Here is a 25,834-nt window from a genome sequence, read left to right on the forward strand (position 1 = left end):
AGAAACCTGCAGAAAGTGAGAGAGCGTCTGGAGAGGAGGGACGGACGGAAGGGACCTAGGCGTCCGTGCGGAACACCTGGATCACCGACGGACGCGGGGCGCGCGCCTGGCCGGCTGCCGGAGTCGCCCCTGCAGCAACGTAGTCCGGGAAGAAGGAGACCTGCGCGTCGAACGAGCCGTCCTCCCCCGGGTGCTGGACGGAGACGAAAACGGTCCGCTCGGCGTCGTGGATGATGGGTCCGCAGGTTTCGGCGTCGCGCGGGACGGCGAGGAACTGTTCCACCTTGCCGCGCTCGGCGCCGTCCAGGGTGACCTTGAACAGACCGTCCGCCTTGCCGATGCCGGAGGGGGCGCCGTCGGTGGAGATCCAGAGGTTGCCCACGGAGTCGAAGGCCAGGTTGTCCGGGCAGGAGATGGGCGAGACCTTGTCCACGGGGAAGCCGGAGAAGTAGGTGACGTCACCCTGGGCCGGATCGCCGCAAACCATCAGCAGGTTCCAGGCGAATTTAGTGGAGGTCTGGCCGCCGGTTTCGATGATTTCCACGATGTGGCCGTCGCGGTTCTGGTTGCGCGGGTTGACCTCGGTGGCGGCCTCGTTGGACCCCACACCGCGGTTGGAGTTGTTGGTGCAGGCCACGTAAACCTTGCCGGTGAAGGGGTTCGGCTCCACGTCCTCGCAACGGTCCATCTTGGTGGGGCCCACCTTGTCGGCGGCGAGGCGGGTGTACACCAACACTTCCTCCACAGACATGTCCGGCAGGGCGGAGACGCCGTCCACCACCAGCGGCAGCCACTCGCCGGTGCCGTCAAAGGCGCCGTCGGCGGGAACAGCGCCGGTGCCGGTGATCTCGGAGGCCGGTGAGTTGCCGGTGAACTTTGCCACGTACAGGCTGCCGGCGGACAGGAGGGTCATGTTGTGCGCCCGGTCGCCTTCGCGGTACTTATCGCGGGAGACGAACTTGTAGAGGTAGTCGAAGCGCTCGTCGTCCCCGGAGTAGGCCACCACGTGCCCGGACTCGGCAATGATGACGTTGGCGCCTTCGTGCTTGAAGCGGCCCAGCATCGAGTGCTTCTTGGGGGTGGAGGTGGGGTCGAACGGGTCAACTTCCACGATCCAGCCGAAGCGGTTGGCCTCATTTTCGTAGCCGGCGTTGCGGGTGTCGAAGCGGGGATCGTCCAGTTCCCACTGGCGCGCGGTGGGCTTGGAGGTGATGCCGTAGCGCTTGTCCCCGGCGGACGTGCCGTTGCCGGCGAAGTAGCCCTGGAAGTTCTCCTCGCCGGACAGGATGGTGCCCCACGGGGTGGTGCCGCCGGCGCAGTTGCCCAGGGTTCCCTTGATGAAGCGGCCGTCCGGGTCCGCAACGGTCTTAACCAGCGACGAGCCGGCGGCCGGACCTGTCAGTTCGTAAACGGTGGAGTTCAGGTAGCGGCGGTTCAGCCCGGCGCCCTTGACGTACGTCCACGGCGTGTTCTTGTTCTTCCGCTCGAGTTCCACCACGGAGAGCCCGTGCGCGGCAGCCCCCACGGCGCGCATCTGGGCTGCCGGCATGGTGGCCGGGAACATGATGTTCTCGTTGGTGTACTCGTGGTTGGCGAACAGCACCGCCCGGCGTCCCTTGCTGCCCGGGATCTCCAGGATGTCCGTGTAGTCGTTGTTGTAGCCGAACTGCTGCTCCTGCGCGGCAGCCGTCTGGTTGTTCAGGTCAAAGGCCGGCGCACCGTTGAAGATCGGATCGCCCCAGCGGATCACCGGCTTCCAGGTGAAGCCCTCCGGAACGGTGACGGCGTCGACGGCGGCATCAACAGGCGCGATGGCCGTGAACTGGAGCTTGGACTTTGCAAAACCCTCTTTGGCGGCGGGCGACAGTCCGCCGGCGGTAGCCGGTTCCGCTGAGGCCAGGTTTCCACCGAGCACGACGGCGAGCGCACCGGCGGCCCCAAAGCCCAGGGCGGCGCGGCGGGACATTGTGGCGGAGGCGATGTCGCGGAAGTAGCTGTTGGAACTCGTGTTGCAGACGTCGCCGGCGCAGGCGTTGTCGCACTTCAGGGCGCAGGTGACGGCGCTGCGCTTGCCCTTTGTATGGCCAAGCATGGGCAGCAGGGTGAACTTGCGGGCTGTCGTTTCAGACATGGGGGCCTTCCAAGAATTCGATGAGGTCCCGCCCACCCTGTCAGCCGGTTCCTACGCAGAGCCGTCAGCCAGATGAAGTTCCGGTGAACCGCTCGTGACCTGCAGAAACGTGAGAGAGCGTCTCAGGAAAACCCGCATCAAGTGCGAGAGGGTTGCCCGAAAACCCGCATCAAGTGAGAGAGCGTCCCGGGTGGAGGGTGGAGGGGGTTCAGGGGGCGGTCAGGAGGGTGTGGACGCGGCGGAGCCGGGCCAGCCACCAGTCCCGGCGTTCCGGCGAAGCCGCGAATTGCGATAGCAGCCCGGCGTCGGCAGAGACATCGCGGAGGAGGATGGCGCCGTCGTCGGCCACCAGCGGATCGGTGCTGATGTCGGACTCGAACAGGGAGACGGTGCCCAGCCCGCATGCGTAGGGAAGCTCCGGCAGGGATGCCGCCAGGGCAAGCCCGGCCCGGATCCCCACGGAAGTGTCCAGGGCGGAACTCACGACGGCGGGGAGCCCGGCCTGCGCCACGATCTCCAGCGCGCGCCGCACTCCCCCGAGCGGCGCCACCTTCACCACAATCAGGTCGGCCGCGCCGGCCCGGGCCACCCGGAGGGGGTCGGATTCCTTGCGGACGCTTTCGTCGGCCGCTATCAGCACGGGGGTTCCGGCCGCCCGCAGCCGGGAGCGCACCTCGGCCAGCCCGTCGATGGTGGGAACCGGCTGCTCCGCGTATTCAAGCCCGACGCCGGCCAGACGGGTGAGTGCCGACACCGCCGTGGGCACGTCCCAGCCGCCATTGGCGTCTACACGGATGGCCGCATCCGGGAGGGCGGAGCGGACGGCGGCGAGGCGGGCGGCGTCGTCGTCGAGCGTGTGGCCGCGCTCGGCCACCTTGACCTTCACGGCGTCCACCCGGCCGAAGCGGGCCAGGACGTCCGGGACCCGGTCCGCGGAGACGGCGGGCACGGTGGCGTTGACAGGGATGCTGGACCGGAGGGGAGGCGGGAAGCCCTGCCACCCGGCCTCAACAGCGGCGGCAAGCCAGCGGGAAGCTTCCCCATCCGCGTATTCCGGAAACGGGCCGAACTCCCCCCACCCAAGGGGTCCGTGCAGGAGCAGGGCTTCGCGCTCCATGATGCCCCGGAACTTCACCCGCATGGGCAGGCTCACCACGTGCGCGGAGGCCAGCAGCTCCTCCAGCGGGGGGACGCCATTCGGGACAGTCGGGGTAGGCATCTGTTCACTGTACAAGCGGTGGCGGACAGAACCCCTTCCAATGCATATCCATATGGGTATACAATCCAATCATGGCACGGGCAGCAACAACGGCAGATGCGTTCAACGCGGTGGCTGAGCCCCGCCGTCGGGAAATCCTGGACGCCCTGACCGGCGGCGAGCGCCCGGTCAACGAACTGGTGGACCTGCTGGGCCTGGCTCAGCCGCACGTCTCCCGGCACCTGCGGGTGCTGCGCGAGGTGGGCGCGGTGGAGGTGCGGGATGAGGGCAGGCAGCGGCTGTACCGGCTCAATCCTGAGGCCCTGAAGCCTATCCACGACTGGGTTGCCGGCTACCAGCACCTCTGGGAGGAGCGTTTCGAGCTCCTGGAGGGCGTGTTGGAGGACCTCAAAGACCAAGAAGACAAAGACGGCTAGAAAGACTGAGAGAAGGAATAGGGCAATGGCACAGACAAGCAGCGGCACCATGGAAGTTACGTTCCCCAGCGACGAGCAAATCCTGATCACCCGCACCGTCAACGCGCCCCGGCACCTGGTCTACCGCGCCTGGACCACGCCGGAACTCGTCAGGAAGTGGTGGGCCGGACGGCGGGGCGAGATGACCGTGGCCGACATGGACTTCAGGGTGGGCGGCGCGTGGCGGTACGTTATGGTGGCGCACGGCGAATTCGAGGTGGCGTTCCACGGAACGTACCGCGAGATCGTGCCCAACGAGAGGATCGTCCAGACCGAGGTCATGGAGATGCCCGGGGAGGAATCCGGCGGGGAGGGCGTGGTCAACACGGTCACCTTCCGGGATGCCGACGGCGGCGCCACCACCGTGAGCATCCTCACCGATGCGGGCAGCAAGGAAGTCCGGGACACGATTGCGCAGTCCGGCATGGAAGGCGGCGTGCGCGAGCAGTTTGAGCTCATCGAGGAGCTGGCGGCGTCACTCACCTGACGCCGGTCCCCTCCCCCAACCGACTCGCAGTTAACGTCGTCATTCCGGCTTTTCACGACGTTAGCTGCGAGTCACTTTGGCTGAAGGCCGCTCCCAGCTTTCTGTGACACCCTTAACTGATGACCGTTTCACGACAGGCGCCGGCCCGCGCTCCTTTGCGCCCCGCCCCGGGCTCAGGCTTTATGTTCGCCTTTGCCACGCTCGCCTGCATCGTGGGGCTGATCGCCACGTACTACTACTTTGTGCAGACCACCACGGGCCAGTTCATCGACGAGTCCGCCCTGGTGGAAGCAGTGGATGTGCACGGACCTGCGGGCAAGGCAGCCACCGAGTTCCTGGACTGGCTGCCCACCATCTCGCTGGTGATGGCCGCCGTGGTGGTTCTCTTCGTCACGGTGATCCGGCGCCGCTGGACCGCCGCGGGGATCGCCGTGTCAGCGTGCATCGGCGCCAACATTGCCACCCAGATCCTCAAGGATGTGCTGCCGGCCCGCCCGGACAAGGGTGTGGTCACGCTGGAGCTGAACTCCCTTCCGTCCGGGCACACCACGCTGGCGGCGTCGGCGGCGGCCGCGGTGTTCCTGATGGCGTCGCCCCGCTGGCGCCCAATGGCCGGCTTTGTGGGCGGCACGTTCGCCATCGCGTCCGGGGTGTCCACGCTGATCAACCAGTGGCACCGCCCGGCCGACGTGGTGGCGGCGTTCCTGCTGGTGGGCGCGTTCATGATCCCCGCCGGCTGGCTGATCCTGCGCCATGGCGGGGCCTGGAATGTGTGGGACGGCTTCGGCAGGCATTGGGGCTCGGCCAAGATCTGGCTGACGCTGCCGGTGATGATCGGGCTGGCCTCGGCCGCGGTGGCCGTGTACTCGCTGGCCAGGATCGCCCCGGGGCCGGGCCAGGAAGCCAGCACCACCAACTACTTTTGGGCCGGCATTTCCCTCATTGTGATCGCCGGGTACCTGGCCACCGTTGCCACCACTTCGCTGTTCGCCTATGCGGCCCGACGGCGGGTCCCAGCTTCCCGCTGACCGCACCGGCTGCGCCGGTGCCGGACGCTTCACGGCACCGGCGCAGGTACTGGGGGCAGCGGTGCTGCTGCAGGGATGAAGGAAGCTGCTAGTGTCTGACCGGCACCGGAGCCAGCGGGCAGCTGACCTTGCCGTTGGCGGTGGCGTTGTCCAGGGTGACGTCCATAAAGGCGGCCGTTTGATCCAGATACGTGGCAGTAACCCGCACTGTCAACGGGCCGGCGGCATTGTCCTTGAGGATCTGGGACCTCTGCGAATATGGGCTTGCCGTCAGGACGATGTTCGCGGAGCCGTTCGGGAGCAGGATTGTTGACCCCGTATAGCTCGTGCCATAGTTCCCGCTGGCCTGGAGGGCTGCGTACGTGATGGTGGCCGGCGCCGCCGAGACGGTGACCGCGAGCGTGGCCACCTTGTGCGGGCTGTCGTTGGTGCAGGTCAGCCCGGCCAGCGCCGGGCCGGGCCAGGCGCCGTTGGCGGTAACCGTCATGGTGGCGGTGGCGGACTGCTCCCAGAGGGCTGAGGCCGAAGCGCCGCCAACCCCCAGCAGAACAGTCAGGACGAAGGCGCCGATGGCCAGCCTGGCTCCGGGCACCTGGGCGGGCTTCACGCCAGCGCCCCGGCGTCGGCCTGCTGGGTGCGCCTCCGGCTGCGGATTCCCTTGACCAACTGCAGGGCCCCGTACCCGATCAGCCCGGCAGCGGCGACCATGCTCCAGGTGTTGCGGTCGGCATTGCCCAGCGCGTTGGCTGCGTAGCCCACGAACGGAACGGCGTAGAACAGCTTGCCCTTGACCTGCAGTTCACGGACGGGATCAGCGTCGTTGACGCCGTTGTTGTCGCCCTTGGTGATGAGGGTCTTCTCCCCCTCCTGCGTGGCACCGAAGCCCACAATGCGGTGGGTTTCGACGTCGGGCCGGCCGGAATACATCTGGAAGGTCACCACATCGCCGTACTTCAGTTCGCTGAAGTCGGCAGGCTTGATCACCAGGAACGTTCCGGGAGGGAACTTGGGGGCCATCGAGTTGGTCAGCACCGTGTAGGCCTCGGACCCGGTGGCCCGCGGAACCACGATCAGCACCAGTGCCGCGAAAACGAGGATCATCAGGACGACCAGGTTCAGGGCCTTGCCTGCGGCTGCGAAATAGCCCCGGCGCTTTGGCTCCGCGCCGGCGTCCGCGCAGGCTTCCGCGCCGGTATTGCCGCGGCCAGCCGTCGCGCGGCGGCTGCCCGCTTCGGCAGGCCTGCCACCGCCCCGGCCAAAAGCCAGGTCAGCGGGCATGATTTCAGGCGCAGCCACTGGGCACCCCGCAGAGCTGGCGGGCCGTGATGGGAAGACTGATGTTCACCGTCTGACCTTTCAGGAGGATGAAGGTGGAGGAGCTGAGGCTGACCTGGAAGCAGAGAACCGTGCTGGCCGCCTTCGGGACGGCCGCGGACGTGAGTCCAGCTGCGGTGAGCGCCGTGTAGCCGGTGGAACTGCCGCATTCCGTGACGGCCGAAGCGAACTTTGCAGATACCGTGACGTACTGGGCCAGGGCTCCGAACCCTGTATTGGAAACGGTCGGCTGCCCCACAATGATGCTGGTGCTGAACGTTCCGCCGGCGTTGGAGTTATTGCCGATCACAACGCTTGCGTATACCGGCGTTCCGGGTGCGAGCGAGGTGGCTTGGGTGAGGTTGATGGTTGCCGGGGCCCCTCCGGTGAGGCTCATGTTGGTGGCCTGCCCGGAGGGACTTGCAGTGAGGCTGACATCGAACGATGCGGCGGTGACGGTGCCCGGAGCCGCGGCGGAGGCGGCATTCCAGAGGGCGTATGAGCCCTGCACCGTCAACAGTCCCAGGACTACCGCTGCTGCGATTAGCGCACCGGTGCGCAGCATCCGCGGCATCCGCATTGTTCCTCCTGGTCCTGATCCGAATCTGTCCTGATGTGGCGGGCGGCTGCTCAGGGCCGCCCGCCAGCGTCAGGCTAGGACAGGCCGGTCTGGGTGACCTGGGTCAGCGTGAAGCCAACGTTGTTGAAGTTGTAGCTTGCGCCAACGTCGTCGCGGTCCTCGGTGGTGGACAGGAACTCGAAGGTGATCGTCGCTGTCACCGTCTGCGTGCTGGCGGAGGCCACCAGCGGGTTGACGACGGCGGTGCCGCCCACCGTCAGGGCCGGGTCGGTAACCGTGACGTTGGCGGCAGTGAATCCGCTGGTCTCATCGATGCCGGTGGTGGCGACGGTTGCTGCCATCTTGTTGCCCGTGAGCGTGACGGCCAGGTCCTGCGTGAAGGTGAGCTTGTCGCCCGGAACCACCTTGTACGTGGTGATGTTGATTGTTGCGCCGGTGCGGTCCTTCCACACGCCGGCGGTGGTGTTTTCCACGTTCAGGTCCCCCGCAACAATGGTGCCCGGCGTGGCCGACGCATCTGCGTTCCAGTTGGCCAGTGTGCCGCCGCCGCCTACCAGCAGTGCTGCGCCCAGAGCGATTGCCGCAGATCCCTTGATCAGTGTGCTGTTCTTCATGATGTCCCCTCAGACTTTTGCGTGCTTGATTTACTGCTGAAGACCACATTGCACGTGCTCGATCAGGACTAAGGGGCGAAAATAATCAATGTTTGCTCAAGAAATTGAACATTCAACAGGCCTCTGACCTGCGGTTTTAGTAAAACAAGTGGCGTAAACCCGCAACACAACCCGTTAGTAGTTCCGCCGGTGCTTCAGCCGGGGAAGTACGACGGCGAACACAGCTGCCGCGGCAAACCCCAGAATCCCGGTGGCTGAGACCCCAGCGCCCAGGGATGCCAGCGCAGTCACCACGGAGAGCAGCACGGGCCCGCCGGTTGATCCGGCGTCGGCGATAAAACGCCACAGGCCCAGGAACTGGCCGCGCCCGCGGTCCGGCGAGAAATCCGCACCTAGTGTCATGATCAGGCCGGAACTGATGCCGTTGCCGAAGCCGATCAGCAGCGCGGCGAGCAGGAGCCCGGTGAACGAAGCGGTCAGCGGGATCAGCAGCATGGCTATTCCCATGATGACGGTGGAGGGGATGGCTACAAACTGCCGGCCCCGGCGGTCCATGAGCTTGCCGGCGGGGTAGAACACCAGCATGTCGATCGCCCCGGACAGCCCGTAAATCAGCGATGCCTGGGTGGCGTCCATGCCCAGGTGGTCGGCCCAGAGTGGGATGACCACCTGGCGGGAGGCGCGGAGGGCGCTGAGCAGCAGGATGCCCAGGCCCAGCGTCAGGAACACACCGGAATGGGATGCCGCCACGTTCCGCAGGGTAGGTTCGGGGCCCTTGTGTCCGCCGTCGGGCGCCGGCGGAACCACCAGGTCCGGGATGGTGACGGCGAGCACCGCGGCGGCCGCCATGCCGGCCACGCCCACCCAGTAGGCCCCGCCGATGCCCGCGAACTGCATGACGGCTGCACCCACAAACGGCCCGATGAAGATGCCTATCCTGGTTACGCCACCCAGCGTGGACAACGCCCGGGCACGGAATTCGAGCGGCACCGCTTCTGTGAGGTACTTCTGCCGTGCCAGGTTGAAGACGCTGGCGGTCATCCCGACGACGGCCATCGCCCCGGCGAGCAGCCACAGTCCGTTGGGGATCAGGGAGGACATTGCGGCCGCGGCGAGGGCCAGCGCGCCCACAGCGGCGGCACCAACGATGGACCAGCGTTCGCCGAATTTGAGCGTGATGAGGGAGGCGGGCAGGTTGAAAAACCAGGAGCCCAGACCGATCAGCGTGACGATCAGTGCTGACACCGCCACGGATGCGCCGAGGTCGCGGGCGGAGAGGACCACCACGGGCAGGACAGCTCCTTCGCCGATGCAGAACAGCAGCGCGGGGCCGAACGCGGGTATTGCGATGCTCCGGAAGTTGAACGGCGGCGGGCTGTCTGGCGAAGTCATCAGATTTATCCTATGACGGGGCCGGGATCGGGCCACTTTTATGTGCTGTCGTTGGAATTTCAGCAAATTCGGGGGTCACAAAAAGCCACGGGAGGACTAGCGTTTGCCTTGTGGAAGGCTGCCATCCGTTCCACACAAAACCAAGGGAGATTTCATGGGGGAATTGTGGATCCGCACCATCAGCAACGGCCTGGTCCGTGCGGACAAAGTTACCGAAATTTCATCGACCCGCGGCTCACTGCAGGAGGACCAGGGGTATTCGCTCAAAGTCATCGTGGACGGCAAGGCCCACGTGGTGATTGATGACAGCGAAATCCAGGGCACGCTGGCCGAACGGCTGGAATATGCAAGGCATGTAGAGGATGCCCTGCTCCTCGCCATGGATGAAGCGAAGGGCTCGGATGTGGCCATGGTGGTCTGCTACGAGCATGAGAACGAGCGCTGGTCCCTGGCCGCAGCGGCAGAGTTGGTGGGCGGACTTCCCGCGCATGCGCCGCCGCGGGAGATGACCGGAGCTTCATAGCAGGTTCCACAACCGCAGCTTCTCAGGGTTCAGCACAATCCACGCGCCTTTGCCGTGATACCGGCGAGTTGGTCTCTGACGATATCTCCCAGCAGGGCGATGTGATGCTGACCAATCTCCATCCTGCTCGATGAACAGGGACTGACACTGAATGATTTGTTCAGGTGGCAGCCCTGCCACTAGGCGCCACGAGCGTTGCGCTGACCGTCCGTTCAAGGATCGGCTTACGGGACGTGGCCTGCGTCCGCGTTGCTAGGCTGGCAACCAGCCACTATCCAACCTTCAAGAAGGACAGCCATGCCGCGCGCGATCACTCTCATTCGTTCGGGCGCACTTGCCGATGTTGCGCAGTACGCGTACGCGGCGACCGCTCCTAGCAACGCAAGGCTCATCTTCTTGGCCGGTGCGTGCCCGTTGAATGAGGATGGATCGTGGATGGGCGTTACGGTTCTTGGCTACCGTGACCAGCTTGTCGAGATTGAGGCCATCGCCGCTGTTCTCGACTGAAAGGCCATTCTCCGCTCAGGGTTCCTCCTGCGTACACCGATATTTACCGCTGCGACTCACAGGTCAGGCGTCAGCGCAGAGACAGCGGAACGGTGACAGTACCCCGCCCGTGGCGGCTGCTGTACTCAGCACGCCCCGGGCGGGTGCTGCCGATCACCGAGTTGGTTCGGGGACTGGCGTTTCGGTGGGGATTCGCTGCAGCTTTGCGCTGTCAGTGAGCTTGAGCCAGATGACGCCGCCGATGATGACGGCCAGCCAGAGGGCGCGAATGGGGGTGAGGACTTCATCGAAGAAGATGGGGGCGAGGAGGGCCGCGCCGACGGCACCGATGCCGGCCCAAACGGCGTACCCGATTCCCACGTCGATGGACTTGAGTGCAACACTGAGGCAGAACAGGGTCAAGAGGAAGAAAATGAAGGCAGAGACCGACCAACCGAGGACGGTAAATCCTTTGCTGCCGGCCACGCTGAGCGCGTAGCCAATCTCGAAGACTCCGGCCAGCAGCAGCACCAGCCAGGATCCTGCTTTCTTGCCGGTGGGCGTTGTGCGGTTAACGCTGGGGTTGATTGTGATGGTCATTAGGAGTGTCCTTTCAAAGTGATGGGGCGGGGAGATCAGGCGGCGCCGCTGAGCTGGAGCCCTGCGACCCCGCCGATGACGACAGCGATGCCCAGGCCCTTCTTCCAGTTCAGGCGCTGACTGAGGAAGAGCGCACCGAAAATGACGATCCCGACGCCGGCGACACTGGTCCAGATCGCGTAGCCCACGCCAACGTCGAAGGTCAGCAAAGCGAGGCTGAGGAAGAGGGTGGCGACCGCGCCGCTGACGAGGGTTCCGACCGTCCACCACAGCCTGGTGAAGCCTTCTGCTTTGCTCGCTAAGATGCCGACGGCGACTTCGAAAATGACGGCGATTCCCAGATAGAACCAGCTCATGTTGTTCCTTTCGATTCGTGTGTACTCGCCCTGGCCCTCAACTACGGGTAAGGGTCAAGACATTAAGGACTTTTTTGTATGTACATGCAGCTATATGGCCAAAAAAAATAGCTGCACCTGGAGTTAGGAGATGAGTTTCCGGATGGTTCCGAACGCGCCATCCAGGTCAACGAGATTAAGATGCGGGTGTTCCTGTGCTGCAGTACCAAGCAGCTCGCCGAGCTTGTTCTCGTAGGACTCGCCAATTGCATTCACGACGTTCACGCCATGATCGGTGATCACTGCGTAGACTCCCCGGCCATCGTCCGGGCACGTATCCCGGACGGCCAGCCCTTTGGCCTCAAGTCGCCCTACGAGTCGGGTCGCCGAACTCTGGTTCAGGCCGACCCTGTGCGCGAGGTCGTTAATGCGCAGTTCCCTGCCTGACGCCTTGCTCAGGTGGAGTATGGCGTTGTAGTCGGTCAGGCCGACATTATGCGTATCCGACAGCCACTTGCTGAGGGCTGCGTCCACCGCACTCACCACTGCCGCGACCTGCGACCACGCCGAACTGAGATTTCCCACTGGCCGCCGCTCCGAATAATTGAATGTACATGCAACAACCTACCCATTCCGTGGGGGTACATCAAGCCAGCACCCCAGCAACCCTACTTTAGGTGTTGAACGGCCCCCTTGGATCTCCGTGGGAATGGCCCTAAGGCTCAGGGCTTGGACAGGGATTCCGGTAGCAGGCCGAGTTGTCCTAGGAACTCCAGCTGGTCAAAGTAGAATTCGTGCCTTGTGATCAGACCATCCTCCACGTGGACGATGTCGGTACTTCTCACCCTGATGCTTTTGCCCGTGGGAGGTAGGCTTTCGCCGGACGGCAGGGGCAGCGGTCCTGTGTTGGTTCCGACGACAAAGCCCTCATCGATGGCTACATTTCCATCCTCATACTTCTGCGCATACTCATAGCTGATATCCGGGAACGATTCCCCAAATTGCGACAGGTAGTTACTGATTGCTGCCGGCCCGACTAGCTCACCCTCTTCGGGGGTGACGGCCACGGCATCAGCTGCGTAGCACGCCGCCTGAGTCTCTTTATCTCTCGCGGTCACGGCAGTGGTTAAGCGGTCCAATACATCGCGTGCCTGTCCCATTTTTTCGACCTCCGTCTATTGGCGGCCTTACGGGAGGGTCAGGCCGCTCCATGGCTGGGCTTCAGTTGAGGCAGAAGCCGATTCAAGTACACGCCGAGCAGGGAGGAGTGTCAATCACTCCAGAACAGCGGGCGCACTACCGCTGGCGTCGCGTTCATCCACGGCCTAATAGCTGGGACAAACACGGAACCTACGACGCCTACCCTCCACGGGGATCCTTCGTCTTTTGAAGGCGCTGCCGCTCACGAAGATGTGCGTGTTAGGCCAATAAAATTAGGTAGGGACAAGTCAGGGCAGGGGCGCTAATCTTTTTATGGGCAACAGCCTGGCGCGCGAAGTAACGCCAGCGATTGCCCTGTGTGGGAGGCGCGTTCTGGGCCACGCCGCGTTTGGGCCGATCTGCTCGGGGACACTGAGCGGCTCATCCACTGCCAAGACTGGCGGTGATGCCAGCTTCGGGCAGACAAACAGTTGAGATGGTTCCCCGGAACGGGTTCTGGTCTAGCTTGTGGTTCCGCCGACCATTCCTCCGTCGTGCCGGATCGCACAAAGAACGGTCTGGCCGTCAAAAAGACTAGGACCATGAAAATGCGCAAGACTCTTTTTGCACTCACCCTGAGCGCTTTCCTTCTGGGCGGATCCGCCACGTCCGCGCTGGCGGCTCCCCTTCCCGATAACTGTACAAAGACACAGGGAACCGTGACCTGCACCACCTTCGAAGGCCCCGGCAGGAACCAGGGCGGCGTCGGATCCACACAGACCAACGAAACCCAAGGGAACACAACGAACGTGAGCCCTGAACCCCAGGAACTGGAAGACGACTGCGAGTTCAACCCGCCCAACAGCCAAGGAGCGCCGAATTCCTGCCCACCTAGCAGCTGATAAATAACCCGCAACAACCGGGGGAACATCCAAGCAGCCCCGCCAGTCCTGAACTGGCGGGGCTGCTCCACTGGTTGGCGGCATGCTTTTTCATGCCCCGCAGCAGAGCCTGTGAAGGGCAGTGTCGTCCGCGTGACAGGCGTCGCCGGGACCAAGAGCTCATGAGAACATGGGGACGGTGCTGGCCCTTAAGGTCGGTAGGTGTGGCATCCGGTCCCGTGACAATCCATGGAGGGCACGTAAGGGTGGAAGATACTTCCGAGTTGTGGCGAACCAACCCTGCCACGCTCCGTGATGAGGTGATCGACCGGGAAGCGCTGGAAAACATCCTCGTTACCGGTTGCTCTCCTCTGGAACGTGTTCGCTTTCTGGCGCTGCTGAACCGTGAAACTGAGGCCTTCCAGGAAGGCTTCCAGCTGCTGGCTGATACGCCTCACCGCAGGGAACTACTCCTGCTGCTGGCCCAGGTCTTACAACGCCGATACCGATGGCATGAAGCCGCGCAACTGCAGGAGGAAGCACTCCAGCTGGCCTCAACCCGGGTGGAGGAAGCCAACGTACGCCACCACATCGGACGCAGGCTCTTTGACGAGGCCCGGTATCGGGATGCCGCCGCTGAATTTCAATGGGCATCGGACCTGTACCGCGTCTCAGGCGAGCATCAGGCCGCGGAACGATCCACGCAAGCGATGCAACGCTCCCGCCAGCTACAGGCGAGGGGATAACCCGCAAGATCCACCACGGACGCTCCCCACCGCTTCGGCATGCGGTCTCAATGTTTTTGCGTTCCTGCCTGGCGCTGGCCGGAGCCGGTTTCTACGCTTTCCTCGCGGCCGGGACCGCGGCCACCCGCGCCGCGCCCTGGGTGGACGGTGTTGGGCGTTCCGCATCCGGGCTACCATTTGGGACATCTGCAGGGGCCGGCAATGGCCGACGCCGTGGGCAACGTTTTTGAGCCTGGCCGCCAGCCTGCTGCCGGTCATCCTCCTCGTGCTGCCGGAACGCCGGCAGCGCACCCACCGAAGGAAGTGCACGCATGAACATCGCAGTCGCCGGCGGAACCGGGAAAGTGGGCCGCCACGTGGTCAGCATCGCCAGGGAGCGGGGGCATACCGTGAAGATCCTCGCCCGCTCGGAGGGCGTGGACCTGGTCACCGGCCGCGGCCTGGCCGGGGCGCTGGAGGGCGTGGACACCGTTATTGATGTTGTCAGCATCCAGACCCTGTCCGCCAAAGCATCGGTGGAGTTTTTCCGGGCCACCACCACCAACCTGCTGCAGGCGGCCAAGGCTGCCGGCGTGCGGCATTACCTGGCGCTGTCCATCGTTGGTGCGGACAAGGCTGCCGCCGGGATCTACTCCGGCAAGCTGGTCCAGGAAGAGCTGGTCAGCGGCGGGGAAGTGCCCTGGACGATCCTGCGCGCCACCCAGTTCCACGAGTTCGCCGGGCAGGTCCTGGCCCGCAGCTCGGTTGGCCCGCTGGCTGTCGTACCCCGGATGACCACCCAGCCCATCGCCGCCCGCGAGGTGGCCGTGGCCCTGGTGGACGCCGCGGAGGCAGGCCCGCAGGGACGGATTCCGGACCTGGGCGGGCCGCGGGTGGAGCAGCTGGTGGACATGGTCCGGACGTACGCCCGGGAATCAGGGCAGCGGAAGCTTGTTGTTGGCGCCACAGCGCCGGGCCGGCTGTGGAAAGCGATGCGCAACGGGACCCTGCTCCCGGAGGCGGGCGCCGCCGTCGGACGCCAGACGTTCCGGGAGTGGCTGGCAGCGCTGAAGCAGCAGCAGGTGCATCCCAAGCCGTAGGGCGGAACCTGCCAATACTGCGGGTCTTTCGTTCAGCCCTATTTATGTGGGCCGATGAGGCGTAGAGTCCCTACGGCGTCACACCCTCAAGCATCCGGGGGCTTGTGATGGCTTGGAGCAGCTTGCTCCGCTTGGGGGAAAGTAGTCGCAAATGCGACATAGTTCTACGCAAAACCACTCCGTTCGAAACCAATCCACCCCGCCGGCTGCGGCGAGTTTTCGCCGCCGGGCCGCCGTGCCCGTCCTGGGATCCGCCGCAATATTTGTTCTGGCATTGGCCGTTGCCTGGCAGCAGCCGGCGTTTGCGGCGGCCCCGATCAACCTTGGCACCGCCGCCCCCTATTCCGTGCTGGGCGGCAGCACCGTAACCAACACGGGCCCATCCATTCTTCCGGGAAATTTGGGGGTGAGCCCGGGGTCGGCAATCACGGGGTTTCCTCCCGGCCTCGCTCTTGCCGCCACTAACGCGGCGAATGCGCTTGCGGTGCAGGCGCAGCTGGACGTGGTCACCGCCTACAACGAAGCAGCAGCTCGGCCAATGACCACCGGGGTGTCAGGTGATCTGGCCGGCTTCACCCTGACTGAGGGTGTCTATACGTCCAGCAGTTCGCTGGGTCTCAACGGGGCGCTGACCCTGGACGGGAAAGGGAACTTCAACTCCATTTTCGTCTTTCAGGTCGCGTCCACCCTGGTGACGGGCTCGGCCAGCAGAGTCATCCTGACCAACGGCGCCCAGGCCTGCAATGTGTACTGGCAGGTGGGAAGTTCAGCCACGCTGGGCACCGCCTCGAGTTTCAAGGGGACCATCCTGGCTCTGACGTCGATAACCCTCCAGACGGGCGCCACCGTGGAGGGCCGGGCGCTGGCCCGCAATGGCGCCGTCACCCTTGACAGCAACGTGTTTACCGCGCCGGGCTGCGTCGCCGGTCCGCCGCCCACCACGGGCACGCCGACTGAAACGGTACCGCCGACGTCGACAGTCACCAGCACGCCGACGGCGACAGATACCGGCACGCCGACGGCGGGCGGTACCGCCACCGAAACCACCACAGCAAGGGGCGCCACGCCGACGCCCACGGCTTCTCCCACCACGGGAGCTCCGCTGGCCAAGACCGGGACCGGAACCGGGGGGACGGGCGAAACAAGGGGGCGGAACCAAGGGACCGATGTTGACACCGCCGCGAGTGTTTCAGCAGTAGGCCCTGGGGCGCTTGTGGCTTGGGGTGCAGTCATCGCCGGGATTGGCGCAGCGGCGGGAAGCATCAGCGGGGCCAGGCTGCTGGCCGGAAGGCGTCGGAACAGTTAACGCCGGCAACGGGGGCGGGGACCGGGCGGCAAAGCCCGGCACCGCAGTCCCATCTCCCTGGGCGGGGGAAAGCAGGAGTGGGTCCCGGCCGGCCGTACGCTGGCCGGGGCGTTCTTTCTGTCCTTGCTGATCCTGGCATCGTCGTCCTCACAGGACGTCATGTCGGCTGCACCCTCGGAGCCGGCTCCTTCGGCAGGTCCGGCGACGCCGGCTCCGGCAGTTCCGTCGCTTGACGTGCCTCAGGGCCCGGTGCAGGTCGCCTCACCTCCGTTACACATCACCTATCCCGCGGTGGAGATGGACCAGGATGTGCTGGCGCTGTCCCCGACGGAGCAGGAGCTGACCCTGGGATCTATCGTCCCGCCGCACACGGTGGAGGCGTACTGGCTTGCTCCGTACGGCAGCCCGGGCGCGGGGTCCACCAACACCACCTATATCGTCGGGCACAGCTGGGAAGGCCGCGGCTCCCCTTTCAACAACATCAGCGCCCGTTCCCAGCCGGGCGATCAGTTCACCGTCACCACGGAGCAGGGGACCCTTGGCTTTAAGGTGGACGCGATCACAACGGAGAACAAAAGCACGCTCGAGGCCAGCCCGATCTGGGACATAGTTCCGGGCCGCCTTATCCTCATCACCTGCTTCACGGAGGACCTCTGGGGCAAGAACATCATTATTGAGGCCAGCCCGCTGGAAACCCAAAGTAGGTAGCAGCAAGTGCCGTTTTCGACGCTGAAAGCGACACTTACAGCTACCCACTTGGGCGAACGGCGGGCCGCTCAGGTGATCAGGTAATGGGTCCTGTCGGTTTCAGAACCATGGGAATCAGGGCCTTTGCGCAGGATGGCACGGGCCAGCGCGCTGGTGCCGATGGCGGGAAGCAGGATGACGGCGGCAGCGATGGACAGGCCGGTCCAGCCCGCATCCCGCAGGACCCCGCCCGGCCCGCCGGGGCGCCCCGGACGCCGGCGCTTGCTGTACGTCAGATACATCATGGTCCGATGGTAGGGACCACGCACAGCCCGCCACCCGAGTAGCCGGTACCTGCTTTTTGGCACCGGCAGCACTTGCCGGACGGCGTTAGCGGTACCCGTCCACCATGGCGGCGGCGATTTCCTTGTACGCCCGCCGGGTTTCAGGCTTGAGGACGTCCAGGGTGACCAGGTCGCCGTCGGCCACGCCGCGGTCATGCGGGACGGCGATGAGCTGGCGGCAGATGCCGGCGAGGTGTTCCTCGATGGCGTCCTTGTCCACGCGGGAGGAGACTTCGTCCTTGTCCGTGATGACCACAATGGCGTTCCGGGCCAGATCCTCGTAGCCGTGGCTGGCCAGCCAGTGCAGGGTGCTGCGGGCCCGCTTGGCGCCGCTCACCGCATACCCTGCGGCGATGATCAGGTTGTCAGCGGACTGCAGGATGCCGCTCATGGCGTTGTGCGTGACGCCGGTGCCGCAGTCGGTCAGGGCGATGGAGTAGTAGCTGGAGATAAGCTTGCGGATCCGCAGATATTCGGCCGCCGTGAGCGAGTCCGAGACCTCCGGATCCTGCTCCCCCGCGATCAGGTGCAGCCGGCCGGCGTGGTGCATGTAGCGGGACAGCGCGGTGAGCGAATCCACGGACTCGATGTTCTTGAGCAGGTCCGTGATGGTGCGCGGGCTGGCCTGCTGGTAAATGCCCTCGCCGAGGGCGCGCTCCACCAGGTCGCCGGAGTCCGGGTTGGCATCGATGGCGCAGGGCGGATCGCCGCGGAATTCGGCCAGGGTCAGGCCCACGCCCACCGTGGTGGAGGTCTTGCCGATGCCGCCCTTCAGGCTCAGGACCGCCGTGTTGAAGCTGCCCTGCAGCTGGCGCGCGATCCGGAGGCGCAGTTCGTCCTCTGCGCGCTGTTTGGCGCCGGGGCCCAGGTTCCAGGCCCCACCGGTCAGCGAGTACATGGCGCCGCGGAATCCGCCCACCGGCCGGGGCTTCTGCTCACGGACAAACAGGCCCGGCGAGCTGGTGAAGTCAGGCATCGGGGTGTCGGCAATAACGTCCGCGGCGCTGGGCCGCTTGCTCCGGCGCACCGGTTCGGTACTGGTAGAAGCGTCCGACGACGGCGGCGCAGCGTCCGCAGTGCCGCCCGCGGGGGCGGAGGTGCTGATGTCCTGATCGGCCGCCGCCGGGGCGGCAGCTGTCGGCGTCTCGAAGCTGGGACCGGCAAAAGCCGGCACGTCAACAGCCGGCGTATCCGAATCAGGCACCCCAACCGCGGGCACACCAGCTTCCGGCTGGCGGCCGGCAGGCGCGAAGGATGCCGGCGGCCGGCTGGGTGCGGGGACGTGGCCCGTGGTTTTCGCTGCGTCCGCAGCGGCGGCCGCTTCGGCCCAGGAGCTGCGGCGGATAGGCGGCTGGCCTGCCTCTGACGGACTGGAGGGGTTCGGAGTGATGGCTGGCATGGTTCCTGTCCGGGCGTCTGTCAGGTCACCGTCGGCGCGACGGAGGTCGCGGCGTCGGCGCAACTGCGGCTGCCCTTTATCTGCATCAGGTGCGAGGGCGCGAGCGTTTTGATCCGCCGGATCAGGCATGTCTGTCCCCCCAGGACTTTCGGCATAAGGTTCTGCTGGACTTTACTGTCTGGTTCAAACAGTAAGTCTAGGTGCTCAGGCAGAATCCAGCGGTCAGACCCGCGACAGGGCAAGCGCCACCACAGCGGAGGTGGCCACCAGGAGGAGCGCCAGGACGGCGTAGGCCTGCCATTTGGGGCGGCCCTTGTGGGGGTTGATATCGACGTACGGCATGGCTAGCGGATTCCCTCCCGGATGGCGGCAACCCGCACGGCGCGGCGCTTGAGTCTGAGCACCTGGTACATCACCAGAAAGGGAATCAACAGCGTGCCCAGCAGCGCGCACAGCGCCAGGGCAAAGTCGGCGAGAGCCACAACGAACCTCCGTCGGTTAGCAGGATCCCCCATGTCGGATCAGGGAACACGCTATCCAGCTAACACCATTGTGGCAAGTCAACGAACCCACAAGAGGGCAAACGTTTTCCTCATCGCCGCCCACATCCAGTCGGATTCCCGTGATTCCGCGGAAATCCGGCGTTCCGGCACCCGCTAGCACAAGGGGCGGCGCGGAGCGAGTCAAGCCGCGTGTGACTGCAGCAGCCGGGCCTCGATGGCATCCGCGGCGGCGGAGGCTCCGCCGGCTGCGGCGTAGCCTTCAGCCACCCGAGCGGCACCGGCACGCATGGCCATGGCGTCCTTCACGGCCCGCCGAAGCCGTCCAGGCGAGAGCTTCCTGCGCGGCAGACGGGTCCCGGACTTGCTGACCTCCACCCGCCTGGCCACCTCCAGCTGGTCCCGGCCGAAAGGCACCACACACACCGGCACGCCGTGCGCCAGCGCCTTCTGGGTGGAGCCCATGCCGCCGTGGGTGACCGCAACGGCTGCACGGTCAAGGACGGCGTTGTGGGGAACAAAATCCACCACGGTGGCATTGGCGGGCACGTCCAGCCCGTCAGGGATTCCTGCAGGCATGGTGGCAACAGTGTGAACGGGTTCGTCCCGGAACGCGTCCAGGGCAGTGCGGACCAGCACGCCGTCGTCCTGGAACTCGGAGGACGTGGTGACAAGGACGATTGGTTTGTCAATGGAGGTCAGCCATTCCGGGACGTCCTGCGGAGGCTCCCAGGTGGGGGCGCCTACCATCAGGACCTCCTGCCCCCAGTCCGTGACGGCGTATTCGAACGGCTTGGCGGTAGTGACCAGCATCAGCGGGGCCTTGCGGAGGAACTCGTCGGCCGATGCCACGGGCGGAAGCCCCAGCTGTTCCCGCAAGGCGTTGAGCCGGGGCAACATGGACTGCTCCACAGCTCCGAGGACGGCCCTGCCCAGTACGGCATCCCGGACCCGTCCCAGGAAGCCGCCCATGGGAGGCAGGCCGGGACCGAACGGCGGTGTACCCGGCGAGCTGAGCGCGGGAGTGTAGGGCGAGAAGGACACCCAGGGGCCGCCCCAGGCCTCGGCAGCGAAGCCGGCGCCCCAGCTGTTGATGTCCACGATGGCAGCGTCCGGGCGGACCCCGTCGATTGCCGCCCGGAAGTCCGGAGCGTCATAGGTGCCGCGGGTGGCGAATATCCCCGCGGCGGCAGCCAAAGCACCCTTCGGCCCGCGGGCTGTGTAGTCGTTCATGGTGACGGCTTCGATGCGTGGGTCGATGGGCTCTGCGGTGAGTCCGAGGCTCCGGATCAGCCCGACGTGGCTGGCAAGGGTGCGTACGTGCACGTCATGGCCGCGGCGGTGCAGTTCCAGCAGCAGGGGTGTCATGGGAAAGAGATGGCCCAGTGCGGGTGAGGTGTAGGCGAGGATGGTGGACATCAGGTCACGTCCTTGGTGAAGGGGGCAAGCATTTCCGCGAGGGCTTGCTCCGTCTGGCGGCGGGTGAGTGCGCTGTCGCGGCGCAGCAGCTTCCAGGTGTAGACATCACAGATGGTTACCAGCTGGGCAAGCCGCCGCTTGCGGACGGCCGGCGGCTGGTCAGGGAGGAAGGGTGCGAACGTGTGCTCGCACCACTGGCGGTGCAGGCGGCGGCCCTGGTCGGCAAGGACCTTGAGCGCCGGCATGCGGCCCTCTTCTGCGAGCATCCGCAGCACACGGTCACCCATGAGCTCGTAGTGCTCCATCAGGTTGGCCACCGCGCCCGGTACATCCCCCGGCACCACGCGCGAGCGGGCCTGCACCACTTGCTCGGACTGGCGTTCGGCGGCTGCGGCGAACAGCTTGTCCTTGTTTCCGAAGCGGCGGATGACGGTCTGGACGGTGACGCCGGACCTTGCGGCCACTTCATCCAGGCGGATCTGATCGGATGGCTGCTCCCAGAAGAGCTCCGTCACGGCGTCGAGAATGGCTTCTGCCGTGGCCGCGGCAGCATCGGAACGGGCTGCCATCCGGTAAGGCCGTTTGGCCTCCTCCGCCAATTTCATGTTAACTACGTTAACTCTAAATCTGACGGCGTCAAGAGGGACCCCGGGGGCAAACACCACGCCCCGAAGCCCCTCTTAGTGCGCGAGAGGTTCTTACTTGATGCTGCTCATGAAGATAGCCAGGACGATGACTCCGCCGATGAACCCAATGATGCCTAGGACCTTGCCGGCCGTGGCCTTGACGCCCTGGGCTTCTGCCTTGCGGGCGGTCAGGAACGCCAACGCTCCGAAAGCCACGCCAAAAATGACCAGCCCGATCACACCGAAGATGATGGAATTGCGGCGCAGCTTAAGGCCGAGGGCCTGGTCCTGCACAGGGCTGATTTGTTGGTCTGTTGTCATTGATACTCCTACGTCTGAAACCGGATGGGCTTGTGGACCCTATAGGACGCCGGGAGTACTGTTTGTGCGACACAGCTGGGCCGCCATGCTGCGTCACAAAGCAGACGTAGGCCATCAGTGCTGCGGGCGGGTCTCCTGCAGCCGCTTGATAAACCAGCGGGACTGTTCCGGGCCGTACGGCAGCACGGGAATGGCCTTGGTGGCGTCAGTCGGGGTGTCGCGGATGGACTGCATGGCCTGGCGGACGGCGGTGGTCATGGTGTCTGCCATGGTCTTCACGAACTGGTCGCTGCAGGGCTTGCCGTGGCCCGGTATCAGGAACTCGTAGCGGTGGCGCAGGGCGGAAATGTGCCGCAGCGCGTCGGCCCATTCCTCCGGGTACGAATCCTCAAAGGACGGGTGGGCGCCCTGTTCTACGAGGTCGCCCACGTAGAGGGTGGTGGGAGTGCCCACCAGGAGGTCGCCGTCGGTATGGCCGCGGCCCAGGTAGAACAGGGTGGCGGTCAGCCCGCCCAGGTCCACCAGCACGGGCTGGTCCTTCACGATGGCGTTGGGCACCACCAGTTCCACGTTGTCACCTTCGCCGGTGGACATTTCCGGCTCCAGGGTGCCAACGAAGCGGCGCTGCAGGTCCCCGCGCTCGTCGATCTCGGCGGCGCAGTTTTCATGGGCCCAGAATTCGTTGGCGCCGTCCTCGGCGAAGACGGCGTTGCCGAAGAAGTGATCGTAGTGGGCGTGGGTGTTGACCACCACCAGCGGCAGGTGGGTCTTCTCACGCACTGCGTCCAGGATCTCGCGTCCCTGCCGCGGACCGCAGCCGGTATCGATCACCATGGCCCGCTCGGAGCCAACAATCAGGCCGGTGTTCAGGAGTGAACCTTCGGTGACGAGCACATAGTTGTCCGCACCGACTTCGAGCCATTCTGACATTGTTTCTCCATACCTCCGGCAAGCAGTTGGTTTCCTCTGGGCTCGAGTCTACCCATCGGGCCTTGGAGTTCCCGGGACGTGGAAGGGCACCGGATCACCACGGGCGAGCGGAGGGTGGCCCACAGGTTAATCTTTCCGAAACGTTCGGTTAGGTACTATCGGTCCATGGGGACTAAACAACACAAAGCCTTTTGCGCTGCCTGCGGCCGGACCACGAACCACGTGACCGTCTATCGAAAGGCCGACGACGGCGGCCAGCTGATTGCCACCGTCCGGTGTGTTGAACATTCGGATGTGCCAGCGTAAAACGGATGGGCACAGCTCCCCATCGCCCGGTGTTCCCCTGATACGGCATGATGGTACCTGCACTTCCGCGCCATATATTGGGGGATCCATTGAGCAACAACCAGCAGCCCGGTTGGCCACACCAGCCCAACCCACAGCAGCCTAATCCGCAGCAGCCACAGCCTGAGCACGGCGGGGAATATCCTGCTGTCCCCCAGGCTCCGGGTCAGGACGGACAGCAGACCCAGCAGTTCCCGCCCTACAACCCGCAGCAGCCGGGCCAAGACGGACAGTACGGCCAGCAGCCACAGCCAGAATATGGCGGCGATTACCCCACTGTCCGCCGGTACCCTATCCAGGACGGGCAGACCCAGCAGTTCCCGCCCCACAACGCGCAGCAGCCAGGCCAGGCAGGGCAGCCGTTCTATGGAGACCCCGCCCAGCAGTACCCCGCACAGCAAAACGGTGCCCCTTACGGGCAGCCGGGCTCCCCGATGTATCCGCCGCCTGCCCAGAAAACCGGCATGCCGGTCTGGGGCTGGGTTGCCAGTGGCGCCGGCGCCCTGGCTGTAATCGCAGTCGCGGGCGTGATGGTGTTCAACGGCCTGGCCGGCGGGAAGCAGCCTGAAGTGGCTCCTGATCCCACCGCCAGCGAAACGGCGGCCCCGGACGAAACAGCCGCCCCTGAGGAAACAGCGGATACTTTTGTTTCCGTCTTCGATTCAGCCGGCTTCGACAGCGCGCCCGTATGGTCTGTCCAGCCACCCGAGGGCTGGGCCGCGGAGCAGGTCCGCGAGGGCACCATGGAGTACACCAACGCCGATCTGCAGTGCGTCTTCACCACCCATCAGGCCATCCTTCCTCCCACCGGCGAAACCGAGGACAGGGGGGCAACCAAGGTGGCCATGGCCGCTGAGATCGAGGGTGTGAAGAAGTCCGTAGGGGGCCCGGTCGAGGCGGAGGAGAAGATCGGCGTCCATGTGAAGCTGCGGGACAGCAGTAGCCTCATCGAAATGGAGGAATATGAGCTGCGCTTCAAAAACAAAAGCAACGCCGACGTCGTGTACTACCTGGCCCTGCGCGCCACAGCCGACAGCGACGGCCTCATGGAACTGGGCCTCGCCTGCCCCGGTGGAATGATCGGCGCGTCTTCACTCTGGTATGAGCTCACCGACCGGGTAACCATGACGGACGCACCGTAGGGGCGTTCAGGACTCCCTAACGCGGTCAGGGCACACAGGCCTTGGCCGGTTCGGGCGAGGCCTGGCCGTTTTTGCGCCGGATCACCACCTCAAGGCAGGTCTGGTCCGGGCCGGCGGTCAGGACCGCGCTGGCTTGGCTTGAGCTGGTGTACTCCCCCGCTTGCAGTGCGGTGACCGGACGCCACATGTACACGTCGCCGTCCGCGGGAGCAGGGTTCTGCCAAGTGAACGTCACGGTGCCTCCGGACGCGGTTCCGGCAAGGTTGGTGGGAGCCGGAACCACACCTCCCGCAACCGCATCCAGGGGCCCATCAAGGGTGGGCTTTGCCTGCGGCGCGCTGGGCGTTCCAGCGCCGTTGACCAGCACCACCCCGGTCACCGTCAAGGCCGCCAGGACTCCCCCGGCCGCCAGCATCAGCCATCTGGGACGACGCCGGGGCTCGGGCACGTCGTCGGTTTCAGCCTCCACGCCCAGGCTGGCGGGCCTGAGCTGCGTGTCCTCCACCGGCAACGGAACGAAAGGAGCGGGCCGGTCCCTGCGCGGAGAACGCGTAGCTGCCGAACCCGCACCTGCAGGAGCCATGGCAGCGCCTGAAACAGGAACGTCCGACGGCGGCGCCTCCGTCAGCGGACCCGCCAACGAAGTGCCGGTAGGCCCGGCGCCGGTCACCTTTCCAACGGTAGTGTCGTTGCCAGTCCGGGGCAGGGTGGACTGCTGAGCCCAGGCGGAAACGGACGCGCGGACAGCGAGTCGTGAACCTCGTATGGGCACGCCCCACTGACAACGGGTCCACGATCAACCACTTCAGCGTCCAGTACCGACTCAGCGGAGGATCATGGACCAGCGCGGCAGATGCACCGGTAGTATCCCTGTCCGCTTCCATCAGCGGCCTCACCGCAGGCAGCACCTACGAATTCCGCGTGGCAGCAGTCAATGGCATCGGCACCGGCACATACTCGGCCACCGCCTCGGCAGTCGCCCCGACGCCGCCGGTCATCTACGTGGCTGACACCTTCACCCGTGCGGACTCCAGCAGCCTCGGAACCACCGAAACAGGAGCCCTCACCTGGGCAGCTATCAACCCGTCACTGTGGTCCATCGTCTCCAACACGCTCAACCGGATCGCGGGCACCATCACCACGAACCCGAACGACGTTGCGGTAGACACCGGGCAGGCCAACGGCACTATCACGGTCACAAACCTTGGAACAACCGCCAACAAGGGAATCGTGTTCAGGCTGCCATCCGGCACCAACAACACCGGATACGTCTTCTACAACGCCGGCGGCACTTGGACCCTGTCCAAGCGAACCGGCTCGAACGCATACACGGCACTTGGAACGGCGGCGGGCGTAACCCCTGCGGCCGGCGACGTGATGTCAGTGGTTCTGAATGGGTCGTCCATCGTCTGCAAGATCAACGGGACGGTCGTCATCACGCTCACGGATACCAGCTACACTGGCACGCGGCATGGTGTTTGGTCTACCGGAACGGTGGCAGGTCAGTTCGACAACTGGTCACACAGCGACCAGATCGTCTAGTCGTGAAGCGTGCTGGCCTGTTCCCGCTTGGGCAGGCCAGCGGGTGATGAGCGCCAGCACGTCCTTGAGTGCTTCGGCAATGTCGCCCACGTCGCCATGCTGAACATGGCACCGACTGAGAATGCTGCGGCGGCTGCGAGTTTGTATCCTTCGCCGCCGGTCATCGCCTGTACGGCGAACAGCGCGGCCGCTACGAACGATGCTCAGGCGATGTAGAAGAACACCTGTCGGCGCGGCATGGATTTCATGATTCCCCCAGAGAA

The 25,834-nt window shown here is 65.1% G+C and carries 32 protein-coding genes; 13 read left to right on the forward strand and 19 right to left on the reverse strand.

Annotation, left to right across the window (positions count from 1 at the left end; genetic code table 11):
• Nucleotides 1-55: 55 nt before the first annotated feature.
• Complete coding sequence (locus F8G81_RS18095) at nucleotides 56-2,131, reverse strand: PhoX family protein (RefSeq protein ID WP_267276032.1); 2,076 nt, start codon at nucleotides 2,129-2,131, stop codon at nucleotides 56-58.
• Between the two features lie 208 nt (nucleotides 2,132-2,339).
• Nucleotides 2,340-3,350 (reverse strand): o-succinylbenzoate synthase, encoded by a 1,011-nt coding sequence (locus F8G81_RS18100; RefSeq protein ID WP_267276033.1) that lies wholly within the window; start codon nucleotides 3,348-3,350, stop codon nucleotides 2,340-2,342.
• 71 nt (nucleotides 3,351-3,421) lie between these two features.
• Between F8G81_RS18100 and F8G81_RS18105 the strand changes: the two genes are divergently transcribed.
• From F8G81_RS18105 to F8G81_RS18115, 3 genes are all read left to right on the forward strand, one after another.
• The gene (locus tag F8G81_RS18105) at nucleotides 3,422-3,766 is read left to right on the forward strand and encodes an ArsR/SmtB family transcription factor (RefSeq protein ID WP_267276034.1); all 345 of its coding nucleotides are present in this window, start codon (nucleotides 3,422-3,424) and stop codon (nucleotides 3,764-3,766) included.
• Between the two features lie 25 nt (nucleotides 3,767-3,791).
• On the forward strand, nucleotides 3,792-4,292 hold the full coding sequence (locus F8G81_RS18110) for an SRPBCC family protein (RefSeq protein ID WP_267276035.1): 501 nt from the start codon (nucleotides 3,792-3,794) through the stop codon (nucleotides 4,290-4,292).
• Nucleotides 4,293-4,411: 119 nt separating this feature from the next.
• Nucleotides 4,412-5,320 carry a phosphatase PAP2 family protein gene (locus F8G81_RS18115; RefSeq protein WP_267276036.1) on the forward strand — a complete coding sequence of 303 codons (909 nt, stop codon included), beginning with the start codon at nucleotides 4,412-4,414 and terminating at the stop codon, nucleotides 5,318-5,320.
• A gap of 88 nt (nucleotides 5,321-5,408) precedes the next feature.
• On the opposite strand, the gene F8G81_RS18120 is transcribed toward F8G81_RS18115, so the two are convergent.
• From F8G81_RS18120 to F8G81_RS18140, 5 genes are all read right to left on the reverse strand, one after another.
• Complete coding sequence (locus tag F8G81_RS18120; protein WP_267276037.1) at nucleotides 5,409-5,927, reverse strand: hypothetical protein; 519 nt, start codon at nucleotides 5,925-5,927, stop codon at nucleotides 5,409-5,411.
• Nucleotides 5,924-6,598 carry a signal peptidase I gene (locus tag F8G81_RS18125; RefSeq protein WP_267276038.1) on the reverse strand — a complete coding sequence of 225 codons (675 nt, stop codon included), beginning with the start codon at nucleotides 6,596-6,598 and terminating at the stop codon, nucleotides 5,924-5,926. The genes F8G81_RS18120 and F8G81_RS18125 overlap by 4 nt, the downstream gene beginning before the upstream one ends.
• 4 nt (nucleotides 6,599-6,602) lie before the next feature.
• Complete coding sequence (locus F8G81_RS18130) at nucleotides 6,603-7,214, reverse strand: hypothetical protein (protein WP_267276039.1); 612 nt, start codon at nucleotides 7,212-7,214, stop codon at nucleotides 6,603-6,605.
• Nucleotides 7,215-7,288: 74 nt separating this feature from the next.
• Nucleotides 7,289-7,828, reverse strand: coding sequence for an alternate-type signal peptide domain-containing protein (locus tag F8G81_RS18135; protein WP_267276040.1), 540 nt, complete (start codon nucleotides 7,826-7,828; stop codon nucleotides 7,289-7,291).
• 174 nt (nucleotides 7,829-8,002) lie between these two features.
• Nucleotides 8,003-9,220 (reverse strand): MFS transporter, encoded by a 1,218-nt coding sequence (locus F8G81_RS18140; protein WP_267276041.1) that lies wholly within the window; start codon nucleotides 9,218-9,220, stop codon nucleotides 8,003-8,005.
• Nucleotides 9,221-9,374: 154 nt separating this feature from the next.
• Here F8G81_RS18140 and F8G81_RS18145 point away from each other — a divergent pair, with 154 nt between their 5' ends.
• Together F8G81_RS18145 and F8G81_RS18150 are read left to right on the forward strand one after the other, a co-directional pair.
• A complete protein-coding gene (locus tag F8G81_RS18145) occupies nucleotides 9,375-9,743 on the forward strand; it encodes a hypothetical protein (RefSeq protein ID WP_267276042.1) in 369 nt (122 codons plus the stop codon).
• A gap of 297 nt (nucleotides 9,744-10,040) precedes the next feature.
• Nucleotides 10,041-10,250: a hypothetical protein gene (locus F8G81_RS18150; RefSeq protein WP_267276043.1), complete on the forward strand. Its 210-nt coding sequence runs from the start codon at nucleotides 10,041-10,043 to the stop codon at nucleotides 10,248-10,250.
• A gap of 153 nt (nucleotides 10,251-10,403) precedes the next feature.
• Here F8G81_RS18150 and F8G81_RS18155 read toward each other — a convergent pair whose 3' ends face one another.
• The 4 genes from F8G81_RS18155 to F8G81_RS18170 all read right to left on the reverse strand — a co-directional run bounded on the left by F8G81_RS18155 (nucleotide 10,404) and on the right by F8G81_RS18170 (nucleotide 12,324).
• Nucleotides 10,404-10,829: a DMT family transporter gene (locus tag F8G81_RS18155; protein WP_267276044.1), complete on the reverse strand. Its 426-nt coding sequence runs from the start codon at nucleotides 10,827-10,829 to the stop codon at nucleotides 10,404-10,406.
• A gap of 35 nt (nucleotides 10,830-10,864) precedes the next feature.
• Nucleotides 10,865-11,185, reverse strand: coding sequence for a DMT family transporter (locus F8G81_RS18160; RefSeq protein ID WP_267276045.1), 321 nt, complete (start codon nucleotides 11,183-11,185; stop codon nucleotides 10,865-10,867).
• A 123-nt stretch (nucleotides 11,186-11,308) separates the two neighbouring features.
• The gene (locus F8G81_RS18165; RefSeq protein ID WP_267276046.1) at nucleotides 11,309-11,749 is read right to left on the reverse strand and encodes a MarR family winged helix-turn-helix transcriptional regulator; all 441 of its coding nucleotides are present in this window, start codon (nucleotides 11,747-11,749) and stop codon (nucleotides 11,309-11,311) included.
• A gap of 137 nt (nucleotides 11,750-11,886) precedes the next feature.
• Nucleotides 11,887-12,324 carry an ester cyclase gene (locus F8G81_RS18170; RefSeq protein ID WP_267276047.1) on the reverse strand — a complete coding sequence of 146 codons (438 nt, stop codon included), beginning with the start codon at nucleotides 12,322-12,324 and terminating at the stop codon, nucleotides 11,887-11,889.
• A gap of 582 nt (nucleotides 12,325-12,906) precedes the next feature.
• Here F8G81_RS18170 and F8G81_RS18175 point away from each other — a divergent pair.
• From F8G81_RS18175 to F8G81_RS18195, 5 genes are all read left to right on the forward strand, one after another.
• Entirely contained in the window at nucleotides 12,907-13,206 is a 300-nt protein-coding gene (locus tag F8G81_RS18175) for a hypothetical protein (protein WP_267276048.1), read from the forward strand.
• 245 nt (nucleotides 13,207-13,451) lie between these two features.
• Nucleotides 13,452-13,931: a hypothetical protein gene (locus F8G81_RS18180; RefSeq protein ID WP_267276049.1), complete on the forward strand. Its 480-nt coding sequence runs from the start codon at nucleotides 13,452-13,454 to the stop codon at nucleotides 13,929-13,931.
• Between the two features lie 311 nt (nucleotides 13,932-14,242).
• Complete coding sequence (locus F8G81_RS18185; protein WP_267276050.1) at nucleotides 14,243-15,010, forward strand: SDR family oxidoreductase; 768 nt, start codon at nucleotides 14,243-14,245, stop codon at nucleotides 15,008-15,010.
• Nucleotides 15,011-15,161: 151 nt separating this feature from the next.
• Nucleotides 15,162-16,316: an ice-binding family protein gene (locus tag F8G81_RS18190; protein ID WP_267276051.1), complete on the forward strand. Its 1,155-nt coding sequence runs from the start codon at nucleotides 15,162-15,164 to the stop codon at nucleotides 16,314-16,316.
• Between the two features lie 159 nt (nucleotides 16,317-16,475).
• The gene (locus F8G81_RS18195; protein ID WP_267276052.1) at nucleotides 16,476-17,024 is read left to right on the forward strand and encodes a class F sortase; all 549 of its coding nucleotides are present in this window, start codon (nucleotides 16,476-16,478) and stop codon (nucleotides 17,022-17,024) included.
• A 68-nt stretch (nucleotides 17,025-17,092) separates the two neighbouring features.
• Here the strand turns inward: F8G81_RS18195 and F8G81_RS18200 are convergent, their stop codons facing one another.
• The 7 genes from F8G81_RS18200 to F8G81_RS18230 form a co-directional block, all read right to left on the reverse strand.
• Nucleotides 17,093-17,308, reverse strand: coding sequence for a hypothetical protein (locus F8G81_RS18200; RefSeq protein WP_267276053.1), 216 nt, complete (start codon nucleotides 17,306-17,308; stop codon nucleotides 17,093-17,095).
• Between the two features lie 85 nt (nucleotides 17,309-17,393).
• A complete protein-coding gene (locus F8G81_RS18205; RefSeq protein ID WP_267276054.1) occupies nucleotides 17,394-18,746 on the reverse strand; it encodes a MinD/ParA family protein in 1,353 nt (450 codons plus the stop codon).
• Nucleotides 18,747-19,090: 344 nt separating this feature from the next.
• Nucleotides 19,091-19,261, reverse strand: coding sequence for a hypothetical protein (locus tag F8G81_RS18210; protein WP_267276055.1), 171 nt, complete (start codon nucleotides 19,259-19,261; stop codon nucleotides 19,091-19,093).
• Nucleotides 19,262-19,429: 168 nt separating this feature from the next.
• Nucleotides 19,430-20,665 carry a glycosyltransferase gene (locus tag F8G81_RS18215; protein WP_267276056.1) on the reverse strand — a complete coding sequence of 412 codons (1,236 nt, stop codon included), beginning with the start codon at nucleotides 20,663-20,665 and terminating at the stop codon, nucleotides 19,430-19,432.
• On the reverse strand, nucleotides 20,665-21,270 hold the full coding sequence (locus F8G81_RS18220) for a TetR/AcrR family transcriptional regulator (RefSeq protein ID WP_267276057.1): 606 nt from the start codon (nucleotides 21,268-21,270) through the stop codon (nucleotides 20,665-20,667). Before F8G81_RS18220 ends, F8G81_RS18215 begins: the two co-directional genes overlap by 1 nt.
• Nucleotides 21,271-21,363: 93 nt before the next feature.
• Nucleotides 21,364-21,612 carry a hypothetical protein gene (locus F8G81_RS18225; RefSeq protein WP_267276058.1) on the reverse strand — a complete coding sequence of 83 codons (249 nt, stop codon included), beginning with the start codon at nucleotides 21,610-21,612 and terminating at the stop codon, nucleotides 21,364-21,366.
• Between the two features lie 114 nt (nucleotides 21,613-21,726).
• A complete protein-coding gene (locus F8G81_RS18230; RefSeq protein ID WP_267276059.1) occupies nucleotides 21,727-22,542 on the reverse strand; it encodes an MBL fold metallo-hydrolase in 816 nt (271 codons plus the stop codon).
• Between the two features lie 395 nt (nucleotides 22,543-22,937).
• Here F8G81_RS18230 and F8G81_RS18235 point away from each other — a divergent pair, with 395 nt between their 5' ends.
• Nucleotides 22,938-24,029, forward strand: a complete 1,092-nt coding sequence (locus F8G81_RS18235) for a hypothetical protein (protein WP_267276060.1) — start codon at nucleotides 22,938-22,940, stop codon at nucleotides 24,027-24,029.
• A gap of 25 nt (nucleotides 24,030-24,054) precedes the next feature.
• On the opposite strand, the gene F8G81_RS18240 is transcribed toward F8G81_RS18235, so the two are convergent.
• Nucleotides 24,055-24,612 carry a hypothetical protein gene (locus tag F8G81_RS18240; protein ID WP_267276061.1) on the reverse strand — a complete coding sequence of 186 codons (558 nt, stop codon included), beginning with the start codon at nucleotides 24,610-24,612 and terminating at the stop codon, nucleotides 24,055-24,057.
• Here F8G81_RS18240 and F8G81_RS18245 point away from each other — a divergent pair.
• Together F8G81_RS18245 and F8G81_RS18250 are read left to right on the forward strand one after the other, a co-directional pair.
• Nucleotides 24,611-24,748, forward strand: a complete 138-nt coding sequence (locus tag F8G81_RS18245) for a hypothetical protein (protein ID WP_267276062.1) — start codon at nucleotides 24,611-24,613, stop codon at nucleotides 24,746-24,748. The genes F8G81_RS18240 and F8G81_RS18245 overlap by 2 nt on opposite strands.
• 34 nt (nucleotides 24,749-24,782) lie before the next feature.
• Entirely contained in the window at nucleotides 24,783-25,571 is a 789-nt protein-coding gene (locus F8G81_RS18250) for a fibronectin type III domain-containing protein (protein WP_267276063.1), read from the forward strand.
• Nucleotides 25,572-25,834: the final 263 nt, after the last annotated feature.

This window comes from Arthrobacter sp. CDRTa11 (assembly GCF_026427775.1).
In the GTDB taxonomy this organism is placed as follows: Bacteria; Actinomycetota; Actinomycetes; order Actinomycetales; family Micrococcaceae; genus Arthrobacter.

Excerpts from the sequence above, each read along its gene's own strand:
- F8G81_RS18225 (WP_267276058.1), bottom strand. The coding sequence starts at position 21,612 with ATGACAACAGACCAACAAATCAGCCCTGTGCAGGACCAGGCCCTCGGC.
- F8G81_RS18115 (WP_267276036.1), top strand. The coding sequence starts at position 4,412 with ATGACCGTTTCACGACAGGCGCCGGCCCGCGCTCCTTTGCGCCCCGCC.
- F8G81_RS18205 (WP_267276054.1), bottom strand. The coding sequence starts at position 18,746 with ATGCCAGCCATCACTCCGAACCCCTCCAGTCCGTCAGAGGCAGGCCAG.
- F8G81_RS18155 (WP_267276044.1), bottom strand. The coding sequence starts at position 10,829 with ATGACCATCACAATCAACCCCAGCGTTAACCGCACAACGCCCACCGGC.
- F8G81_RS18210 (WP_267276055.1), bottom strand. The coding sequence starts at position 19,261 with ATGGGGGATCCTGCTAACCGACGGAGGTTCGTTGTGGCTCTCGCCGAC.
- F8G81_RS18195 (WP_267276052.1), top strand. The coding sequence starts at position 16,476 with ATGTCGGCTGCACCCTCGGAGCCGGCTCCTTCGGCAGGTCCGGCGACG.
- F8G81_RS18175 (WP_267276048.1), top strand. The coding sequence starts at position 12,907 with ATGAAAATGCGCAAGACTCTTTTTGCACTCACCCTGAGCGCTTTCCTT.
- F8G81_RS18185 (WP_267276050.1), top strand. The coding sequence starts at position 14,243 with ATGAACATCGCAGTCGCCGGCGGAACCGGGAAAGTGGGCCGCCACGTG.
- F8G81_RS18215 (WP_267276056.1), bottom strand. The coding sequence starts at position 20,665 with ATGTCCACCATCCTCGCCTACACCTCACCCGCACTGGGCCATCTCTTT.
- F8G81_RS18145 (WP_267276042.1), top strand. The coding sequence starts at position 9,375 with ATGGGGGAATTGTGGATCCGCACCATCAGCAACGGCCTGGTCCGTGCG.
- F8G81_RS18200 (WP_267276053.1), bottom strand. The coding sequence starts at position 17,308 with ATGATGTATCTGACGTACAGCAAGCGCCGGCGTCCGGGGCGCCCCGGC.
- F8G81_RS18105 (WP_267276034.1), top strand. The coding sequence starts at position 3,422 with ATGGCACGGGCAGCAACAACGGCAGATGCGTTCAACGCGGTGGCTGAG.
- F8G81_RS18170 (WP_267276047.1), bottom strand. The coding sequence starts at position 12,324 with ATGGGACAGGCACGCGATGTATTGGACCGCTTAACCACTGCCGTGACC.
- F8G81_RS18230 (WP_267276059.1), bottom strand. The coding sequence starts at position 22,542 with ATGTCAGAATGGCTCGAAGTCGGTGCGGACAACTATGTGCTCGTCACC.
- F8G81_RS18150 (WP_267276043.1), top strand. The coding sequence starts at position 10,041 with ATGCCGCGCGCGATCACTCTCATTCGTTCGGGCGCACTTGCCGATGTT.
- F8G81_RS18130 (WP_267276039.1), bottom strand. The coding sequence starts at position 7,214 with ATGCGGATGCCGCGGATGCTGCGCACCGGTGCGCTAATCGCAGCAGCG.
- F8G81_RS18095 (WP_267276032.1), bottom strand. The coding sequence starts at position 2,131 with ATGTCTGAAACGACAGCCCGCAAGTTCACCCTGCTGCCCATGCTTGGC.
- F8G81_RS18245 (WP_267276062.1), top strand. The coding sequence starts at position 24,611 with ATGGCAGCGCCTGAAACAGGAACGTCCGACGGCGGCGCCTCCGTCAGC.
- F8G81_RS18100 (WP_267276033.1), bottom strand. The coding sequence starts at position 3,350 with ATGCCTACCCCGACTGTCCCGAATGGCGTCCCCCCGCTGGAGGAGCTG.
- F8G81_RS18190 (WP_267276051.1), top strand. The coding sequence starts at position 15,162 with ATGCGACATAGTTCTACGCAAAACCACTCCGTTCGAAACCAATCCACC.
- F8G81_RS18135 (WP_267276040.1), bottom strand. The coding sequence starts at position 7,828 with ATGAAGAACAGCACACTGATCAAGGGATCTGCGGCAATCGCTCTGGGC.
- F8G81_RS18110 (WP_267276035.1), top strand. The coding sequence starts at position 3,792 with ATGGCACAGACAAGCAGCGGCACCATGGAAGTTACGTTCCCCAGCGAC.
- F8G81_RS18220 (WP_267276057.1), bottom strand. The coding sequence starts at position 21,270 with ATGAAATTGGCGGAGGAGGCCAAACGGCCTTACCGGATGGCAGCCCGT.
- F8G81_RS18125 (WP_267276038.1), bottom strand. The coding sequence starts at position 6,598 with ATGCCCGCTGACCTGGCTTTTGGCCGGGGCGGTGGCAGGCCTGCCGAA.
- F8G81_RS18160 (WP_267276045.1), bottom strand. The coding sequence starts at position 11,185 with ATGAGCTGGTTCTATCTGGGAATCGCCGTCATTTTCGAAGTCGCCGTC.
- F8G81_RS18240 (WP_267276061.1), bottom strand. The coding sequence starts at position 24,612 with ATGGCTCCTGCAGGTGCGGGTTCGGCAGCTACGCGTTCTCCGCGCAGG.
- F8G81_RS18140 (WP_267276041.1), bottom strand. The coding sequence starts at position 9,220 with ATGACTTCGCCAGACAGCCCGCCGCCGTTCAACTTCCGGAGCATCGCA.